The organism is Chryseobacterium sp. PMSZPI, from assembly GCF_002835665.1.
Classification (GTDB): domain Bacteria; phylum Bacteroidota; class Bacteroidia; order Flavobacteriales; family Weeksellaceae; genus Chryseobacterium.
Map to the genome: position 1 here is coordinate 65,719 of NZ_PIZV01000055.1, position 19,663 is coordinate 85,381.

General features: G+C 34.1%; 15 protein-coding genes. 5 read left to right on the forward strand and 10 right to left on the reverse strand.

Annotated features, from left to right (window positions below):
* The first annotated feature begins 62 nt into the window (after positions 1-62).
* Together fbp and CW752_RS11075 are read left to right on the forward strand one after the other, a co-directional pair.
* A complete protein-coding gene (gene fbp, locus CW752_RS11070; RefSeq protein WP_101239773.1) occupies positions 63-1,079 on the forward strand; it encodes a class 1 fructose-bisphosphatase in 1,017 nt (338 codons plus the stop codon).
* Positions 1,080-2,084 (forward strand): o-succinylbenzoate synthase, encoded by a 1,005-nt coding sequence (locus CW752_RS11075; protein ID WP_101239774.1) that lies wholly within the window; start codon positions 1,080-1,082, stop codon positions 2,082-2,084.
* A 215-nt stretch (positions 2,085-2,299) separates the two neighbouring features.
* Here CW752_RS11075 and eptA read toward each other — a convergent pair whose 3' ends face one another.
* The 3 genes from eptA to CW752_RS11095 form a co-directional block, all read right to left on the reverse strand.
* Positions 2,300-3,820 carry a phosphoethanolamine--lipid A transferase EptA gene (gene eptA / locus CW752_RS11080; protein WP_101239775.1) on the reverse strand — a complete coding sequence of 507 codons (1,521 nt, stop codon included), beginning with the start codon at positions 3,818-3,820 and terminating at the stop codon, positions 2,300-2,302.
* The gene (locus CW752_RS11085) at positions 3,807-4,634 is read right to left on the reverse strand and encodes a phosphatase PAP2 family protein (protein ID WP_101239776.1); all 828 of its coding nucleotides are present in this window, start codon (positions 4,632-4,634) and stop codon (positions 3,807-3,809) included. Before CW752_RS11085 ends, eptA begins: the two co-directional genes overlap by 14 nt.
* Positions 4,635-5,977: 1,343 nt before the next feature.
* The gene (locus tag CW752_RS11095; RefSeq protein ID WP_101239778.1) at positions 5,978-7,108 is read right to left on the reverse strand and encodes an alpha/beta hydrolase; all 1,131 of its coding nucleotides are present in this window, start codon (positions 7,106-7,108) and stop codon (positions 5,978-5,980) included.
* A gap of 155 nt (positions 7,109-7,263) precedes the next feature.
* Between CW752_RS11095 and CW752_RS11100 the strand changes: the two genes are divergently transcribed.
* A complete protein-coding gene (locus CW752_RS11100) occupies positions 7,264-8,937 on the forward strand; it encodes a glutamine--tRNA ligase/YqeY domain fusion protein (protein WP_101239779.1) in 1,674 nt (557 codons plus the stop codon).
* Positions 8,938-9,015: 78 nt separating this feature from the next.
* Positions 9,016-10,248, forward strand: a complete 1,233-nt coding sequence (locus CW752_RS11105) for an MFS transporter (protein WP_101239780.1) — start codon at positions 9,016-9,018, stop codon at positions 10,246-10,248.
* Positions 10,249-10,326: 78 nt separating this feature from the next.
* Here CW752_RS11105 and CW752_RS11110 read toward each other — a convergent pair whose 3' ends face one another.
* A complete protein-coding gene (locus CW752_RS11110; RefSeq protein WP_101239781.1) occupies positions 10,327-11,289 on the reverse strand; it encodes a YpdA family putative bacillithiol disulfide reductase in 963 nt (320 codons plus the stop codon).
* Between the two features lie 519 nt (positions 11,290-11,808).
* Here CW752_RS11110 and CW752_RS11115 point away from each other — a divergent pair.
* A complete protein-coding gene (locus CW752_RS11115; RefSeq protein WP_101239782.1) occupies positions 11,809-12,450 on the forward strand; it encodes a hypothetical protein in 642 nt (213 codons plus the stop codon).
* A 117-nt stretch (positions 12,451-12,567) separates the two neighbouring features.
* Here the strand turns inward: CW752_RS11115 and CW752_RS11120 are convergent, their stop codons facing one another.
* The 6 genes from CW752_RS11120 to CW752_RS11150 form a co-directional block, all read right to left on the reverse strand.
* Complete coding sequence (locus CW752_RS11120) at positions 12,568-13,860, reverse strand: glycosyl transferase family 1 (protein ID WP_101239783.1); 1,293 nt, start codon at positions 13,858-13,860, stop codon at positions 12,568-12,570.
* A gap of 479 nt (positions 13,861-14,339) precedes the next feature.
* Positions 14,340-16,874: a YfhO family protein gene (locus CW752_RS11130; RefSeq protein ID WP_101239784.1), complete on the reverse strand. Its 2,535-nt coding sequence runs from the start codon at positions 16,872-16,874 to the stop codon at positions 14,340-14,342.
* Positions 16,875-16,905: 31 nt separating this feature from the next.
* A complete protein-coding gene (locus tag CW752_RS11135) occupies positions 16,906-17,142 on the reverse strand; it encodes a hypothetical protein (RefSeq protein WP_185117616.1) in 237 nt (78 codons plus the stop codon).
* A gap of 71 nt (positions 17,143-17,213) precedes the next feature.
* Entirely contained in the window at positions 17,214-18,263 is a 1,050-nt protein-coding gene (locus CW752_RS11140; RefSeq protein ID WP_101239785.1) for a DUF6263 family protein, read from the reverse strand.
* A gap of 190 nt (positions 18,264-18,453) precedes the next feature.
* Positions 18,454-19,203 (reverse strand): 23S rRNA (guanosine(2251)-2'-O)-methyltransferase RlmB, encoded by a 750-nt coding sequence (rlmB, locus tag CW752_RS11145; protein WP_101239786.1) that lies wholly within the window; start codon positions 19,201-19,203, stop codon positions 18,454-18,456.
* Positions 19,204-19,267: 64 nt separating this feature from the next.
* Positions 19,268-19,660, reverse strand: coding sequence for a four helix bundle protein (locus CW752_RS11150; protein ID WP_101239787.1), 393 nt, complete (start codon positions 19,658-19,660; stop codon positions 19,268-19,270).
* Positions 19,661-19,663 lie beyond the last annotated feature (3 nt).

Below are 19,663 nucleotides of genomic sequence, written 5' to 3' on the forward strand. Positions count from 1 at the left end.
TAATTAAATTTTCTTAATGTGATAAATTTTCCGAAATTTGGGAAAACATAAAAAGTAAAATAATGTCAGATCAACCATTACAGACTTTAGGAGAATTTCTTATCGATAAGCAGGACGATTTTCAATATTCAACAGGTGAATTTTCTCGTCTTCTAAGTGCAATAAGATTGGCTTCGAAAGTGGTTAATAGAGAAGTAAATAAAGCCGGAATTGTAGATATTACAGGAGCTGCAGGAAACCAGAATGTTCAAGGTGAAGAACAGCAGAAATTAGATGTCATTGCAAACGAAATTTTTATTACTGCTTTATCTCAAAGAGAGGTTGTTTGTGGTATTGCTTCTGAGGAAAATGATGATTTCATCGATATTAAATGTGGAGAAAACGGTCATTTAAGTAAATATGTAGTGTTGATCGATCCTTTGGATGGCTCTTCGAATATTGATGTCAATGTTTCCGTAGGAACCATTTTCTCTATTTACAGAAGAGTTACAGAACCGGGAACTCCTGTAAAGCTTGAAGATTTCTTACAAAAAGGAGTGAATCAGATCGCAGCGGGATATGTCATCTACGGTTCTTCTACCATGATCGTTTACACGACAGGAAATGGAGTGAACGGGTTTACATTGGATCCTTCTTTAGGAACTTATTATCTTTCTCATCCTAACATGACTTTCCCAAAAACAGGTAAAATCTATTCGATTAACGAAGGAAATTATATTAAGTTCCCTCAAGGAGTGAAAAACTACCTGAAGTATTGCCAGATGGAAGAAGGAGATCGTCCTTATACTTCCCGATATATCGGTTCCCTGGTAGCGGATTTCCATAGAAATATGTTAAAAGGAGGAATCTATATTTATCCTTCTTATTCTCAGGCACCGAACGGTAAATTGAGATTGCTATACGAATGTAATCCTATGGCATTCCTTGCAGAACAAGCCGGAGGAAAAGCGACAGACGGATTCAGAAGAATTTTGGAAGTTGAGCCTACAGAACTTCACCAGAGAATTCCATTCTTCTGTGGAAGTGTTGATATGGTAGAAAAAGCAGAAGAATTTATGCGTATTGATAGCGTAAAATAAATGAAAGCATCGTATTTTAAATACTTATTACAATTTAAACGCCCGAGTGGAACATCTCGCGGCGTTTTGCTTGATAAAGAAACCTTCATTCTGGAAATTTCAGAGGAAGGCCGAAAAGGAGTAGGAGAATGTGCCATTTTCAGAGGACTGAGCTTTGATGACAGACCCGATTATGAAGATAAACTCAAGTGGCTTTGTAGCAACATTACACAGGATCCTGTTTATTTAAAACAAGAATTGAAAGACTTTCCTTCTATTTGGTTTGGGTATGAGCAGGCTGTTTTGAACTTAAAATATGGAAATAACGTATATTTTCCGGGTGAATTTACTGAAGGGAAATCTGCCATTACCATCAACGGTCTGATTTGGATGGGAGATGTTGGGTATATGGAAGAACAAATTCAGGATAAGCTGGAAAAAGGTTTTCATTGTATTAAATTAAAAATCGGTGTTAATTGGAAAGAAGAACATGTTATTCTACAAAAACTAAGAGAAAAATTCTCTAAAGATCAATTAGAATTGCGTGTTGATGCCAATGGAGGATTTAGTAAAGAAGAGGCAGTTGTGGTTTTGCAACAGCTGGCAGATTTGGATATTCATTCTATTGAACAGCCTATCAAAGCAGGAAGCTGGGCTGATATGGCGGAATTATGTGCTCAAACACCAACGCCGATAGCATTGGATGAAGAATTAATCGGTATTGTTGATTCGGAAGAAAAGAAAAAACTACTCAATACCATCAGACCACAATATATTATTTTAAAACCTGCGTTAGTAGGCGGATTTTCAGGTTCAGACGAATGGATTTCCTTAGCTGAAGAACAGAATATAGGCTGGTGGATTACTTCTGCACTGGAAAGTAATATTGGTCTGAATGCTATTGCTCAATACACCTTTACGAAAAAAAATCCGATGCCTCAAGGGCTAGGTACCGGAGCCTTATTTGTGAATAATTTTGAATCCAGTTTAGAGCTCAGAAATGAGTTGCTTTGGTTCAAGACATAAATTAAAAATTAATATGTGTTCAGGGTAAGAAAGAAAATAGGTACTAAGGCTGGAAGTTGGAAGAGGGAAGCTAGAAGTTCCTTTCGGTTATCATTACTTACAGTCAACAACATAATTAATTTTACTTTGAAGAAGATGAATAGTTATTCTTTATGGTTTGTACATCCCCAGGCTTCCAATCTGCTTATACCAAAAATATTTATTCTAAGCCGATGTTATTTGAATATGTTCATCTCTTCTTTATAAACAGGACTTTGTACTCCAAGAAAGTTCAACACACTGTGGAAGACATGGTTCTGAGATAAATTGTTATTCGGTTTGAGTTGTTTGGAACCATCAGAAACCCAAACGATAAAAGGAATTTCATATTGTTCCTTAGGGGCAATACTCATAGGCATTCCATGCATGTACAGGTTTTTCTCTCCCAAAGATTCACCGTGATCCGATACAAAAAGCATGGTACTTTTATAGTCTTTTAATTGTTTTAAGTCTTCAATCACATTATACAAAAGGTAATCCGTATAAACAATAGTATTGTCATAAGCATTGATGAGTTCTTGTTGTGAACAATTGCCTAACTCAACGCTATTACAAACAGGTTTAAAAGTTTCAAATCGCGAAGGATATTTTTTACTGTAAGTAGGACCATGGCTGGTGCTGGTGTGTAAAACGATTAATATTTTGTTTTTTTTGCTGGCCAATATTTGTTCCTTTAATCCATTTAAGAGGACGCCGTCATAATTACAATCTTCACCTTTACAATTTGATTGTAGATTTTCTTTAGTCTGATAATTCTTAATGTGGACCGGAGGTTCTCCCCAGTTGGTTGTTCTCCAGATAACCTCTACATTATTTCTGTATAAGTAATTGGGTAAAATTTCGTACAATTGATCAGTATCTGTATGTTCTAAAATGCATTTTACACCGGCAGTGGTGTATGTTGCACAAGATGTAGCTTTGAAGCTGTGTAAGTTTTGTTCTTTGGAAAGTAAAGGATTGGTGTTTTTTCCATATCCATACAAAGAAAAGTTTTGACTTCTTGCAGATTCACCTATCACCAATACTACTACTGATTTCTCGTTGTCTTTTATGGTAGCGTTGGGTAATAAAATTTCTTTCTCATTTTTTTTGTATTCGTGAATGTAAAAAAGAGATGTATTGACAGAATATGACCAAGGCATAGCAAGTCCCCCCAATGTTTTTGAGTTTTTATCAATCCATAACCAGTTACTAGCATTAGCAAATACAACAACCAACATGAATAATAAAGTTAATGAAGATGTGATTAAAAATTTTTTTAAAGAATCATTGATAATTTTGACTTTGATGATAAAAACGCTCGGAAGTATGCCAAGAAATATTACATACAGAATTAATTTGAAAGAAAAGAAGCTGCTGGATTCCTCATAGTTGGTATTAAATATATTGCCAATCATACTCTCATCGATGATGACACTATAGGTATTAATAAAATAAACGGCTAGTGCACTAATGATAAATGTTAATACCAGTAAAACTTTTCCCACAATACGGGAAAGGAAAAAGATAAGATAAAAAGCAAAGGCATTAGCAACCAGCATTAAAATAATCAAACTTGTAATAAGAAGAATGCCATTGAAACTTGTATAATCAACCTTACTGAAAACAAAGGTAAAAAATGGAAAATGAAAGAATAAGAAATTGAGAAAGCTCATAAACAAAGCGAAACTCGATAATTTCAAACTATTTTTTAACATAGGTGTAGGTGATTGTATATAATGAAATGATTAAACTGATTAATGATAAATAAAATATGATCAGGTTTTCATTGAGTATTTTGTTGATCAAAATAATAATACAAATACTAAACGCCACTATAAAAATAGGGTAGTACCTTTTATAATTGATCCATTGCCATACTCTATATTTTTGAGTGATAAGAATGCCTGAAAGTCCGGAAATATAACCAATGATGCTTCCAATAATAACATCAAGAGGGTAGTGAGCGCCTACACCGACTCTTGTGATTGCAATAAACAAACCTATCATCATTATTGAAGTACACCAAATAATTTTATATTTCAGTTTTTTGGGCATAAATGTAAACATTAAAACGGTAAATGTTGTAAAAATAGTTATAGAATGTCCGGATGGTAAACTCGTATGCCCGGATAATGTTTTTCCTATAATAACAAAGCTTTCGTTGTCAAATACAGCAGCAGGTCGGGGAACGGTAAATAATTTTTTCAAAAGATTGCAAAGTAATGCCGAAACAAGCGATGCTGACAATATTGACTGCCAGATTTTTGGAGTATATATCACAAAGATAGATAGAAAAGGTAACAGGACAAGAGCATCGCCCAGCTGGGTTAGATTGTATTGTAAATCGGGGTATTGAGACAGTTTTGAATTCAGAAAAAAGAACCATTGTTCCTGAACATGAATATATTCATTAACGCTTAATGCGTCCTGCTTATAAAGAAAAAACAGGATTAAGGTTAATAAAAATAAAGGCAAATAAAATAAAGATAAACCTGATGGAATATAAGTATTAATAACAGTCTTGTTCATAATATTTGATTTATCTATTTTAATTGATATGATTATTTATATCCCTATCTAGTCATAAATTTATATGCTAACATTTTAAATGGTAAACATTTTAAATTTCTAACAAAACAATAAAATGCGATTTCAAAATTAACCCTGGCAAAATTAACCTTTATAGATAAGCTCTTGTTTGTTTTTATATTGCGTATTTGTTGCATATTTCTTAACGCAATGTATCCAAGTGTAAAAATTATTACTTCAAGCTATCGTTAAATATTCCTTTATTCCGGAATATTTTAAACAATCATTAGGTTTTCTGTGTGTTTTTTGAATGTATTTTAAGCTTCTTATTTCTATAACTTTTATTGACCAAATTTATTGCTGATATTTTGAATATTTTATAAACTTTCAAAATATTCTTTTGGTAATACAATAGTTCTTTTGAAATTTTATGATGAATTTATAAATAAAACCACATACTTTAATAAATATAAGTGTTTTTATTTAAATATTTATATTATTCTTTATGAGGTACAAGTATCAGAATGTAAAAAAAGTAACAAATTTTACAGGTTTTTTGTATATCATTGATTTATTTTTGGCTAGTCTACAAACTAGAATTGCAAATCAAAAAAATAACGGAACAAGAGCAAAAGTTGTGAGGCTTAGAATATTTAGATCTGTTTAATTTAAAAATTTCACGCAAAGGATTTCTATTATCCGGTGTTGTATTTTAGGAAGTAAAGGCTGAATCAATTGTATTGATTCTTTCTAAGCGTACGCATATCTACATCGCTTCATCAGCGACGTCTGTCGCTTTCTTAGCTCCCTTATCAATAATGAATTGAATATTGTCTTTGCGTTGAAATTAAATTTCAATATAAAGCTTAGAGGAGTAAAAAGGTAATTCATTTTTTTCTTCAGATTAACTAATTTTTTATCTAGCCCCCAAATTTTGCACCTGATCCAAAATAACCATTTAATTTTTACATGAAATAGTTTTACCATACCTATTTTTAGATCTGGTAACTGGTGGAATACAATAAAAATGCAGGTACATAGACAAAAGTTCCTAAAATATATTTTGTAGGAATTTTATAGAAGGCCGCTTTGTTTTAAATGAGATAGTAATGATAGGATCGGATAATCTGTTTTTAATAATTGTTTTTTTCAGTTAAATCACGTCTTTTACGAAAATTGTTTTCTTAATATATTTTAATATAGAAGAAAATCGTTTTTTTATTTGTTTCATGATGAAAAAATTGTAATTCCCTTATTTTTGAATTGGCAATCTTTATGCCATAGTATATATATGAATGAACTTTAACATAAGCTCAATCTTATAATGTTTATTTAATTAATTCTTAAGAAATAATTGTGAAAATATTTTCGTTATTTTTAGTTCTATTGGTGATTAAATTTCTATCTATACCATATAGATTTTGGAAAATATCATTCTGAACCTGTGAACTGGAAAGATACCCCCAATGATTTCCTACTTCAAATTTAAAGCTGTTCAAAAGGTCATCCTTAACGAAGGTGCAGTCGATAATAGAAACAATATCTTTGTACTGATCAATGTCGCTAGGTCCGTTTTTGCCTAACCTCGGGGTAAGTATATTTTTGGTAAACTGTGAAATTCCCAATATCAGATCCTGCCTGTTTAAGTAAATGGAAATTCGGTTGGCAAGAAGAGGAAGTTTATTAAATGAGTCTTCAGAATCTTCAAATACTTTATAGCTGACATCTGCATTGAGCAGGATTACCTGATCAATTACTCTTAGGATATTTTCTCTTTTGAGACTGTATAACATACTTTGAAGAACTCTGTTTCCCATAGAATGTGCCATGATATGAATTCTTTGATTGCAGGGAATAAGATCACGGTTTGAAAAAATATCTTTTAAAAACTGAGTATAAAAATAGAACAATCGTAATAAAGAGGTTCCTGAATTGATGCTTGACGCTTTATCATCAAAATAAGTGAGGGGAACAATACTGCTGGAAGTCGGCCAGCTTACAAACAAAATATGTTCTATAGGAGAAGCCGGATTATCAATAAATATTTTTTTGAGATCAATAATGGCTTTTAATTCATCATCAAAAGTATACACATATCCATGGATAAAGATCAATACATCACTTCTGTCCTTGGTAGAGGACATGTTTTTGTACAGTTCATAAAACATCTTTTGAGTACCACCAAGATTATTGGCTGTTAAAGAGGATTTTTTTATTCCCTTCTCACTAAGCAGGACTTCAAAGACATCTTCATAGCCCGGTTTTTCCGGTTCAGAAAAAAGTTTGTAATCTAAAATATTCCTGTTGGTGTAATCTTTCTGTCTTTTATCCTGAGCGGTGGGCTCTTTAAAATTGTCAAAATTACATTTAGCAATCCTGAAATTAGGGATTGAATATTCGTCGTTGGAAAAAGAATCGACCCTTTCTCCTTTATAACGCACGATCTTCCGATTGCTTAGTATATAAACAGCCATGATTTTTAATTTGTTACAGTGGTTTTTAGTTTTCCTCTAAATTAAAGAAAAATGTTGAATTAGCAATCAATAAGCTTTTAAATTATCACTTTCATAAACACTTATTTTTCCGTAACTTTGTGCAACTTTTTTTGCTAAAAATAAAAGCTAATTTAATGGAAGAAGAAAAAAAATCACTCAATTTTATTGAGCAAATTATAGAAGATGATTTGGCAAACGGTTTGAAAAAAGATCAAATCCGTTTCCGTTTTCCCCCTGAACCCAATGGATACCTGCATGTAGGGCACACAAAAGCGATCTGCATCAATTTTGGTTTGGGCGAAAAGTATAATGCTCCAGTAAACCTTCGTTTCGACGATACGAATCCTGAAAAAGAAGAACAGGAATTCGTAGATTCTATCATGAAAGACGTTGAATGGTTAGGTTTTAAATGGGATAAAGTTTTGTATGCATCCGATTACTTCCAGCAGCTTTACGATTGGGCAGTACAACTGATTAAAGAAGGAAAAGCTTACGTAGATGAGCAACCTTCTGAAGTTATTACTGAGCAGAGAAAAAATCCTACAGAACCAGGAGTAGAATCACCTTATAGAAATCGTCCCGTTGAGGAATCATTGGATTTATTCGAAAGAATGAAAAACGGTGAGTTTGAGGAAGGAACAATGTCACTTCGTGCAAAAATCGATATGGTTTCACCCAACATGAATATGCGTGACCCTGTTATGTATAGAATTCTGAAAAGACCTCACCACAGAACAGGTACTGCATGGAAAATCTATCCGATGTATGACTGGGCACATGGTGAATCTGATTATCTGGAACAAATATCACACTCATTATGTTCATTGGAATTTGAAAACCACAGACCTTTGTATAACTGGTATTTGGATCAGGTATATGAAGAAGGTAAGGTTAAGAACAAGCAAAGAGAATTTGCCAGGATGAATGTTTCTTATATGATCACTTCTAAGAGAAAGCTTCAAAGACTTGTTGCTGAAGGAGTAGTGACCGGATGGGATGATCCTAGGATGCCTACGATTTCAGGAATGAGAAGAAAAGGATTTACTCCAACTGCCATCAGAAACTTTATTGAAAAAGTAGGGGTTGCGAAAAGAGAAAATCTAATTGAAATCCAATTGCTTGATTTCTGTGTACGTGAAGACCTTAATAAAGTCGCTAAACGTGTGATGACGGTTGTGGATCCTGTAAAACTAGTGATTGAAAACTATCCTGAAGACAAGGAAGAATGGTTGGAAACTGAAAATAATCCTGAACAGGAAAATGCAGGTACCAGAGAAATTCCTTTCTCAAGAGAATTATATATCGAACGTGAAGACTTCAAGGAGGAAGCTAACAATAAATTCTTCAGATTGAAATTAGGTGGAGAAGTGCGTTTAAAATCCGCTTATATCATCAAGGCAGAAAGAGTAGAAAAAGATGAGAATGGTGAGATCACTACCATCTATGCTACTTATGATGAAAAGAGTAAATCGGGAAGCGGAACGGAAGAGAGTTTAAGAAAAGTAAAAGGAACCTTACACTGGGTATCTGCAAAACATGCGATTCCGGTCGAAGTGAGAATTTATGAAAAACTGTTTACTGTTGAACAGCCGGATGCTGAGAAAGATGTAGACTTCTTAAATTTCATCAATCCTGAATCTGTTAATACGATCCAGGGATTTGCTGAGCCTGCTTTACAAGACGTTGCTGTGGGTGAACCTCTTCAATTCCAGAGAATTGGATACTTTACGAAGGATCAGGATTCTACGGATACTAATTTGGTGTTCAATCGTACGGTGACATTAAAAGACTCTTATAAGCCAGAGTAAAAATTTATTTATATACCAAATTATAAATGAAACAGGGCTTATTTTTTTAAGTCCTGTTTTTTTATTCATCATATTAAAATGAAATTAATACAACTATACACAAATTCGTTTAAAGGACTCTCGCAGGAGAGTTGGATGCTGGCGTTGGTAATGCTAATCAACAGGGCAGGTTCTATGGTGCTTCCTTTTTTGGGAGTTTATATGACAGATCATTTACATTTTAGCATTGAAAATTCCGGAATTGTATTAAGCTTTTTCGGGATAGGTTCGGTGATTGGTTCATGGTTTGGAGGAATGATTACCGATAAAATCGGGGAATATAGGGTTCAGAGCTTAAGTTTATTGTTGAGTGTTCCTTTATTTTGTTTAATTCCACTTTTTAAAACAGAAGTGGGATTGGCAAGTATTATTTTAATTCAAAGTATCGTTAGTGAAACATTTCGCCCCGCGAATTCCGTGGCGATTACGAAGTATGCCAGACCTGAAAATATTACCCGGGCTTTTTCTTTAAATAGGATGGCAGTTAATCTGGGTTTTTCAATAGGTCCTGCGTTAGGCGGAATATTGTCAGCTATTTCTTATGAATTTTTATTTTTCAGTAATGCTTTGGCGGCTTTATTGGCCGGACTGATGTATATATGGTTCTTTAAAGGACGTGCGAAATTGGCCAGACAAAAAGCGAAAAAAGTAAAAGAAGCTATAGCTGTAAAAAAAGAAAACTCTCCTTATCGGGATGGTAAATTTTTAGTTTATAGTTTATTTTGTATGTTGTTTTCTATTTGCTTTTTCCAATTGTTCAGTACATTAACGATCTTCTATAAAGATACGGCCCATCTAAGTCAGCAAAACATCGGATATATTCTAGGATATAGCGGTTTCCTGATTGTACTCCTTGAAATGGGATTTGTACAGTTGGCCGAAAAGTATTTTACATTGGCTTTTACCATGTTAATCGGAACTTTCTTATGCGGATTTTCTTATGCAATGCTGGCTTTTGATTACAGTATGGTGGCACTTCTTATTTCGATGACATTGCTTTGTATAGGAGAAATCTGGACATTACCTTTTATGTCTACCATCACCGCATTGCGCTCGGGAAAACATAATAAGGGAGCTTATATGGGATTAAATGGAATGTCTTTTTCAATTGCATTTATCATTACCCCTTATATTGGAACATTAATCGCAGAAAAGTTTGGATTTAATACTTTATGGATCGGAACAGGAGTCTTAGCATTGGCTATTGCAATTGCTTTTTATTTTGTTGTGCCATGGATGCTAAAGGATAAGGTTGAAGAAGACTTGGTATAAATCAATATCCTTTTACTGAAATAAATAAAAACCCCAATTGGAAAATATTCAATTGGGGTTTTATATGAATCAATTTTTCTATTTGGAGAGAATGTTATTAATAATGATTGTTGCATGAATTCTTGAGTTTTCAATAAACCAAAGGTGAGTGTCTTTTCCGCCACAAACCACACCGGCAAGATATAAATTGGAAATATTGGTTTCCATCGTTTCCAGGTTGTAAAAAGGATGTAAGCAATCACCATTCAACTCGATTCCTGAATTTCTGAGAAAATCAAAATCGGGCAGATAACCTGTCATAGCCAGAACAAAATCATTTTCAATTTCGTGTGTTTGATTGTTCTCATCCTTAAAAATAACCGTATTCTCTGTAACTTCAAGAATTTCGGAATTAAAATGGGCAATAATGCTTCCTTCTGCAATTCTATTGTCTATATCCGGTTTTACCCAGTATTTAACACTTTTTGAAATTTCCGAATGACGGATAATCATGGTGACTTCCGCTCCTTTTCTGTAGGTTTCCAGTGCTGCATCTACTGCAGAATTACTTGAACCTACTACAACGATTTTTTGTCTGGTGTAAGGGTAGGGCTCTGTATAGTAATGTTTAACTTTTGGAAGGTTTTCACCCGGAACTTCCATAAGGTTAGGGATATCATAAAATCCGGTGGCTATGATTACGTTTTTAGCGGTGTATTTAGATTGTGTTGTCTCAACCTCAAATACATCATTGTTTTTAGAAACATTCAGTACTTTTTCATAGAGATGGATGTTTAAATCTTTTTGCCGGGCAATTCCCTGATAATATTCTAAAGCTTCCTGTCTGCCAGGCTTTGGGGCGGTTGAAATAAAAGGAATTTCATCAATCTCAAGCTTTTCAGCGGTTGAAAAGAATCTCATATATAAAGGATAATTGTACAATGAATTGACAATAGTACCCTTTTCAACGATTAAATAATTCAGATTATTTTTTTGAGCTTCGATAGCGCAATTTAAACCGATAGGACCCGCTCCTATAATGAGAATATCCAAAATTTCCATAGAACAAAGATACGATTTGTAGAGAAGTGAGAGATTAGATTTTAGACATACAGATAAGAGATAGAAATTATTAAATGATATGGGTTTTAGTTGAGGAAGTTAAGTTTAAAAGGCAGGAAGCTGGAGGTTCTGAAAATTGATTTTAAACAAAACGTAAATAACTAATTAATCTGAGTTCGGGTTAAGGAAATTATGATTTAGATTATTGGAAGCTGGAAGAGGGAGGCTGGAAGTTATTTTCAGTCCCATTATCTATAGATGGTTACCATAAATTTAATATCATCATTGTTTAAAAAAGATGAAAATATGGGAAAAACTGTTCTTTATAACCTGAATAACTTACTTCTTCCAGCTCCCAGCTTCCAGCCTGATTAAAATAGAAAATTCTTATCCCGAATTCAGGTTAATTATAATTTACTAGACTCTCAAACTCTCAAACTCTTTCACTCCCTTACTCCCAGACTTCTTACTACTGCTCTGGCATCAGTTTTGGTGCTTTTATACATTAAAATATTAAAAATGAAGAAATTACTTATTCCATTGTTCGTTTTAATCCTGATTGTGGCTTGTAAGAAAAATGCTGAAAAACCCGTTCCTAATGTTATAGATTCTACTGCTCAGGTAAAACCGGACAGTACAAGCACATCTGAGACTATAACAAATAAAGAAGCGTCTTTGAAGAAAGCAAATGATGAGGTTTTACAAACCTTAAAAAATAAGGATTATAAAACTTTTGCTTCCTTTATTCATCCTGAAAAAGGAGTTCGCTTTTCAATGTATGCTTTTGTTGATCCAAAATCAGATAAACAGTTTTCCAAAGCCGATTTTGAAAAGTATCAGCCTACAAAAACATTATTTACGTGGGGTGCGCATGATGGTTCTGGAGACGCCTATAAAGCGACAATCAATGATTATTTGGGAAAATGGGTTTTTTCTAAAGATTTTACGGCTTCACAGTACTCACCCAATCAATTTCTTGGTGGTGGCAATTCTTTAAATAATTTAAAAGAAATCTATTCTAAAGACGATTTCACGGAAAACTATATCAAAGGAACAGAGAAAAATGGAGAGATGGATTGGAAAACTCTTCGTTTTGTATTTGAAGACTTCCAGGGAAAATATTATCTGGTGGCTGTTGTGAATGACCAGTGGACGATATAGAATAAAGAAGGGAAGCGGGAAGCTTGAAGTTACTTGTAGTTTTTATTGAAGTAGCAGCACCTTTAATCTGACTTCTACTTTGGATTATAAAAAACTCCCTGCTTCCGGTCTCCCTTATTACAAAATCTGGGCAAGTTGTTGGGTTAGATTTTTTCTTGAGAATTGTTCTATGCGCTGAGTGTTCTCAATAAGATTCCCATTTTTCCAAAGATCAAACTTTTCCAGAATGAATTTTTTAACGGTATCGGAATCATTGTAGCTAAAATGTTTTCCTGCTGCGGTTTCGTCCAGAATTTTAGCAACATCGGCTTTATTCGGACCAAAAGAAAGAATTTGTTTTCCGGTTGAAAGATATTCAAATATTTTTCCCGGAATAATTCCCCGTGAAGATTCATTAGGAAAGTTGGTGATGAGCAGCATATCAGAATTCTGCATTTCCTCAACAGCTTTGCTATGTGACAAATATCCCAAGTTTAAAATATGATTTTTCAAGCTCGAATTTTCAAGAGAGTGAAGGATTTTGTCGTCAATTCTTCCAACAAATTTTAATTTAAAACTGGCTGCAAAATCAGTGTTTTCCTGAACCAGTTCATCTAATGCTTTCCATAGATTTTCCGGATTTCTAAGCTGCTCTAGTACTCCGATATAGCTTAAGGTAAACGTTGTACTCTTATTATCTGTTGCGTTGATAGGAAGAGAAGCATCTGTTTCATCAAATCCATTGGTAATACAAACTGCATTGGCTCCAGCTTTACGAAAGTTTTCTGCGTCGGTGTAGCTTGTAGCCAGCGTAATGTCCGCATTCTTAAAAACAGCGCTTTCAAGCTGGTGATGTTTTTTATCAGAACCTTTTGTTAGCTTTAAATGTTTATAATAAGATATTTCCGTCCATGGATCACGAAAATCGGCTATCCATTTTAATTGGGGAAATTTGTTTTTTAATCCCAGACCAATTAGGTGTAAAGAGTGGGGTGGTCCGGAAGTTACTATGGTATCTATTTTATTTTCTTTCAGATATTTTTCTAAAAATTGAATAGAGGGTTTTACCCAAAAAACTCTTGCATCGGGAATGAAAAAATTTCCTCTTACCCAAATGGAAAGCTTCGATTTCCAGCTTTGGTTTTTTCCTACATCAAATTGTCCGGCCTTAAATTTTTTATTGCTTTTATTCAATTTTTCGGCAAGTTGATAGGGTTCCCAGATCTTTGTTCTGACGATTTCAATATTTTCAGGAACGTCTTTCATTAAGCTTTCATCCAGTAAAGGATAGCTGGGATTTTCAGGAGTGTAAACCACAGGTTTCCAGCCAAAATCAGGCAGGTATTTGGCAAACTTCAGCCACCTTTGAACACCAGGGCCTCCCGCAGGAGGCCAGTAATAGGTGATAATAAGTATTTTCTTTTGTTCCATTTTTTGATTAAATCAATCTTTGTCATTCTGAACGAAGCGAAGTGAAGAATCTCATTCTATCTCTTCATTCAGAAGTCTCCAATCAAAGTTGAATTCTGTAATTAAATTTTCTTTCTTTTTTCGAGTCCAACCCTTTATTTGTTTTTCTCGGGCTATTGCAATTTCAATATTATCAAAATGTTCAAAATAAAATTAAATAAAAACATTTATATTTTGATGTGAAACTTTTTTCAATAGCTTCCGGGTTTTGATGCCAATATAATCTATTTTTTCAAATCATCACTCCTGTGTATAATACTGTCTTTGTTTTGTTAGTCAGAATATAAACGTAATAGTTATGAGTTCCTAGTGTTTTCATTTTGATTTTTGAGATTCTTCGTTGCGTTGCATTTGACTCAGAATGACATATCACAATAGTACTAAAGTTTGTTGTTTCATTAAACCTTAAACCTTAAACCTTAAACTTTAAACCTTGAACTTTAAACTACCTGAGGTAATTCTTTTTTCTTGTTCTTATTCATCCAGTAAATTCCAAATGCAGCAAGTACAATGAATAATCCGAAGCATAAAAGTGAAATCCATTTTCCTTTTTCAATAACTTCCGGTTCAAAAATCATTCTGATATGGTGAGCTCCTGCCGGCACGTGTACCGCTCGAAGTAGATAATCTGCTTTGATGTATGGTACCTCTTTTTCGTCCACCAATACCTTCCAGCCATGAGGATAATAAATTTCAGAGAAGACTGCTAATTGAGGGGTTTTTGACTGAGATTTAAACTCCAATTCGTTAGGCTGATACTTTGTTAAATTAATAAATGCTGTAGAATCTGCCTGAACAGGTTTATTATCAAAATAAGATTTGTCTGATGAAGCAATAACAGCCGTTGTTTTGTTGTTAATAATTCCTATGGATTTAATTTCTTCGTTAGGAGTATTGACAAATTTCAAGTCACTTACAAACCACGCATTTCCATTTGCTTTTGGATTGGGTATGGCCTGAGGTTGTTCAGGACCACCAACTACCCAATATTTCGCATTTAAAAGATTAAGGATGTTAGGAACCCTTACTGAATCCATTACCTGGAAATATTCATTGATGACATCATCGTATCTTCTCAGTTTTACAGCATGATATCCTCCAATTGATGATTTAAAATAAGACGTATTGGTTTCACTGAAAGTTCCCAAAATATTATTGAAAATTCTATAGTGAGTTTTGTCTTTTTCAGCAATGGTTTCTAGTGTTTTATTGACATTCACATCCGATAAAACGGAAGATAAGGCAGGGTTGGCCTGAACCTTTTCAGCTAATAAATCTGAACTTTCTGTCTGGAAAGGATTTTCAGCAAAGATTTTGTCAACATAATTATCATCATTCAGATAACGTCTGTTAACAGTCCATAAATCGAATAAACTTACTACTCCAATGATGATAAGAGCGATATTCTGACTTAATTTTTTCTTTAAACTTAAATATAAAGCTGCTGCAGTAATAGCAACATACATAAACGCTTTGATAGCATCTATTCTAAATAGTTTATACCTTTCATCTACCAGATAATCGAGTAGGAAAGGAGGAAAATAGGTCTTTTCATTTCCTGTGGAAAAGCCTAATAATGATTTTCCGAAAACCAAAAGAATTAATAATAATCCAAGTGTTCCACCACTTACATAAAGAAGAATTTTCTGTTTATATTCTTCTGTTAATTTTTCATCGACGAAGAATCTGTATAGTCCCAGAATAGCAATCAGAGGGAATAATAATTCTATTACTACTAAGATAGAAGAAGGTGCCCTGAATTTATTGTAAAATGGAACGTAATCGATAAATACATCGGATAATGGCATAAAGTTACTTCCCCACGCCAGTAAAATGGTAAGGATGGAAGCACCTAAAATCCAATAACGATATTTTTTCCATGCAAAGAAAAATCCTAATACAGCAAGGAAACATACGATGGCTCCCTGATAAGCAGGTCCTGATGTGCCCGGTTGATCTCCCCAGTAAGTCATGGCATTAAATCCTTTAGAAATTCTGTCCATTTCAGCTTGGGAACCTACATTTTCCTGAACAAGTTCCTGAACTTTGCTCATCATTTCTTTACTTTCCGGTTCCTGGCTACCGCCACCCATTAATCTTGGAATAAATAGGTTGAGTGTTTCCAATCTTCCATAACTCCACATCAACATACTTTCTTTATCCATTCCGGATTTTCCTGAAGTATGGCTGTCATTCGTTAAGATTTGTTTTCCACGAACTGTTTCTTTGATGTATTCGGAATTGGCCATGATCCTTTGAGAATTCATTCCAACTCCAATAATACATGAAGCTGCAATGATTCCTGAAGAAATCAGGAAGTGCTTCATTGGTGTTTTCTTCTGGATTGCTCTTATTAATTCGGATAGGAATAAAAATCCTAATGCTAAAAACAGGTAATAGGTCATCTGTGGGTGGTTTGCTGCAACCTGAAGTCCCATAAACAGGGTGGTTACAATAAATCCCCAGATGTATTGTTTCCTGATATAAACCAACAAAATTCCTGCTAAAAGCGGAGCGAAATATTCAATAGTATTGACTTTTCCATTATGTCCGGCGGCAATAATGATATAAAAATAGGTTGACAGTCCAAAGAAAGTTGCCCCTAATAGCGCATACTTCCAATTTCTGACCACTACCATTCCCAAAAGGAAAAAACCTGCAAAAAGCAGGAAGAGATAATTAACCGGTCTTGGCAGGAAATTTAGATTGCTGTCGATTTTTTTGATGATATCGCCTTTAAACTGGCTACCCATCTGGTAGGTTGGCATTCCTCCAAACATGGAGTCACTCCAATAGGTTTCATTGCCGGTATTGGCTCTATAGTCGAGCAGTTCTTTTGCACCTCCTCTGTATTGTACAATATCATGTTGGAAAAGCTGTTTTCCTGTAAATACAGGGGTGGAATATAAAAATGCTAAAACTATAAATACAACTAATGAAATTGCAATATAAATTAAGTTTTTATTTTTGGCCATGCTGGTTATTATCTTTTATTTCTTGGAATTTTTACCTTTTGTCATTACTCTCTTTCACCTCTTCATAGTCTACGGTTTCCGCATCCCAATTAAGGCTCTGTTTGTTATTCTTGTTCGAGTTGTGTAAGTCCTGCTGTCTATTATTTTGATTATCGTTATTGTTGTTGAATCGATAACTGTAAAATGTCTTGAAGAAAATCCTTTTCAGAATATTCCAGACAAAGAATAGAATAATCGCAGTGAGTATTAACTCAAGAATGTACTTCATAATAAATTGATTTAAGGTTGAAAGTGCAAGGTTCAAAGTTTAACTCTGCTCCTTACACTTTTAAGCTTTTATTATTTTGCAGAAGGATTCACCATTACAGATGAATTGGAAACGCTTTTCATAGACTGAGATTGTTTTCCGTCTGAAATGCTTTCGATCTGCGTAGTTTTTACGTTGATATTCTGGTTAGTAATCCACCCTGTGCTTTCATCAAACTTAATGGTTCCGTTCTGAACAAGTTCGCTGCTTAAGCTATGAGTGATAGGTCCTTGAGATTTCTTTTCTGTTTTCTTAGGAATTCCTCCGGTTACAGCAATTTCTGCAGTTCCGTTTCCTAAACTTTTTAATACATAATTTGAAGTTACTTTCACACTTCCGCTTGGTTCAGCATTTTCAGAAGTCGTCCATTTTTCACCTACTTTCACTCCTTTTTTAGGAATAATTGTTAAGTTTTTATTGAATTGATCTTTCAATACTTTTTCATTGAAAGATTCTTTAAGGCTTGCTACAACGCTTGCTTTTTCATTGGCGTCCTTGATCAGAGTTCCTACAGCTGTGGAAACTTTAGTGTAAACGGCGTCAAATCCGGTGATGGAAATTACATTACCGTTGGTATCCATCTTCATATTAAGTTTGTTTCCGGTAAGTGCTCTGTTGACATTCCAGATCATTTTAAGCTCATCTTCTTTCGGAAGAGGCAGTTTGGTATCTACGACTACTGTTTTCCCTTGTGCAGATTGAGAACTTCTTTTAGCCACAAGATTAAGAGTCATATCATAAACATTTCCTTTGATATCATTTACTGTGAAATTCATTTCATCTGTAGATTCGCTGGTTGCTGTAATAGATTTCCCTTGAGGATCTGTCATTGTCTTTACATCTCTCTGATAAGTGGTAAGAGGGTATGTTTTTCCTTTTTCAAGTTTAAACGTTTGTTTTACGATCCCGGCAGAATCTCTGATGGCAGGGTTTTCAGCAACTTTGGCCACAGAGTCCGCAGGAACTTCTACGGTAACTGTTTTTCCGGTTTTAGGATCTACTTTTGTAACTTTTGCTGTTTCTTTTTTACAAGATACAAGGGCTATAGATGAGATTAGCGCTAATGCTGCTATGTTTTTCATTTTCTAATGTTTTTAATTTTTTACTACTATTTTTTATATATCTTCTTCAATATTATGCTAAAATATTCAACTTTCTAATGGTCTTCTTTATTATAACAAGTCATTAGCCGTGCAGAATTCATACCAAATTGGGTTTCCACTGCCCATTGAATTTTGCTTGATGAAGATCTTCATAAAATTTATTGTCTAGTTAAGAATTGGGTATTACAGTCATTTTCTGTCTAACGGCTTCATACAAAATCGCCCCGCATGCAACAGAAACATTCAATGATTGAGTCTTTCCTTCAATAGGAAGTTTGATCTTTTCATCCGAATGATGTAATACTTCTTTAGAAATTCCGGTTTCTTCATTTCCCATAACGATGGCGCATGGTTCAGTGAAGTTCACATCATAAATTAACTTTTGTGCTTTTTCACTGGCTGCATATACGGAAATTCCGCTTTGTTGCAGGAAGTCAACGGTGTGCGCAAGGTTGTTTTCTTTACAAATTTTAATATTATAAAGTGCTCCGGCAGACGTTTTGATCGCATCGGAATTGATTGGTGCTGCTCCTTTTTCCGGAATGATCACGGCATCAATACCTACGCATTCTGCTGTTCTACAGATGGCACCAAAGTTTCTTACATCGGTAAGTCTGTCCAGAATCAATAAAAAAGGTGTTTTTCCTTCTTCAAATAATTGTGGAACAATATCCTCCACTTTATGAAACGGAACATCCGAAATAAAAGCAACCACTCCCTGGTGGTTTTTTCTTGTAAATCGGTTCAGTTTTTCAACCGGAACATAATTGGGACGGATTTTATTTTTAGCTAAAATCGCTTTCAGTTCAGCATAAATAGGACCTTGAAGTGCGTTTTGCACAAAGATCTTGTCAATCGTTTTTCCCGCTTCAATTGCTTCAATCACGGGACGCAGCCCGAAAATAAAATCGTCTTTCATTGAGTTGTTTAAAATTTTATGTTTAAGGTTCAAAGTTTAACGTTCAAGGTTTAAAGTTTAAAGCTTAACGTTTGTATTTTGTCCCTTTTAAATCTGTTGTGTTTAAATGTTTTATAAAAGAATTAATCTTTTTACTTAATGTTTCTGTTTGCTCTATGAGTTTCTCAAATTTTTCCTGAGAAATAAACTTTCTGTCAAAAACTCTATATAATTGTGATCTTGTTTCTCCACAGGAAGCTTTTTGCAATGGAAAGAAATTGAATAAATTCTTTATTTCCGTTCCTCTCAAAGCCTCAGCTATATTATCCATAACTGAGCCTGAAGAACTGTCAATCTGATTGCAAAGTTTAAAATTAGTTTTTAAGTTGGTAGATTCAATGATTTGATAAACTTCATTACACAGTTCTCGGGATAACTTCCAGATCTCTAAATCCTCAAATCGCTGAATTGTTCCCATAAC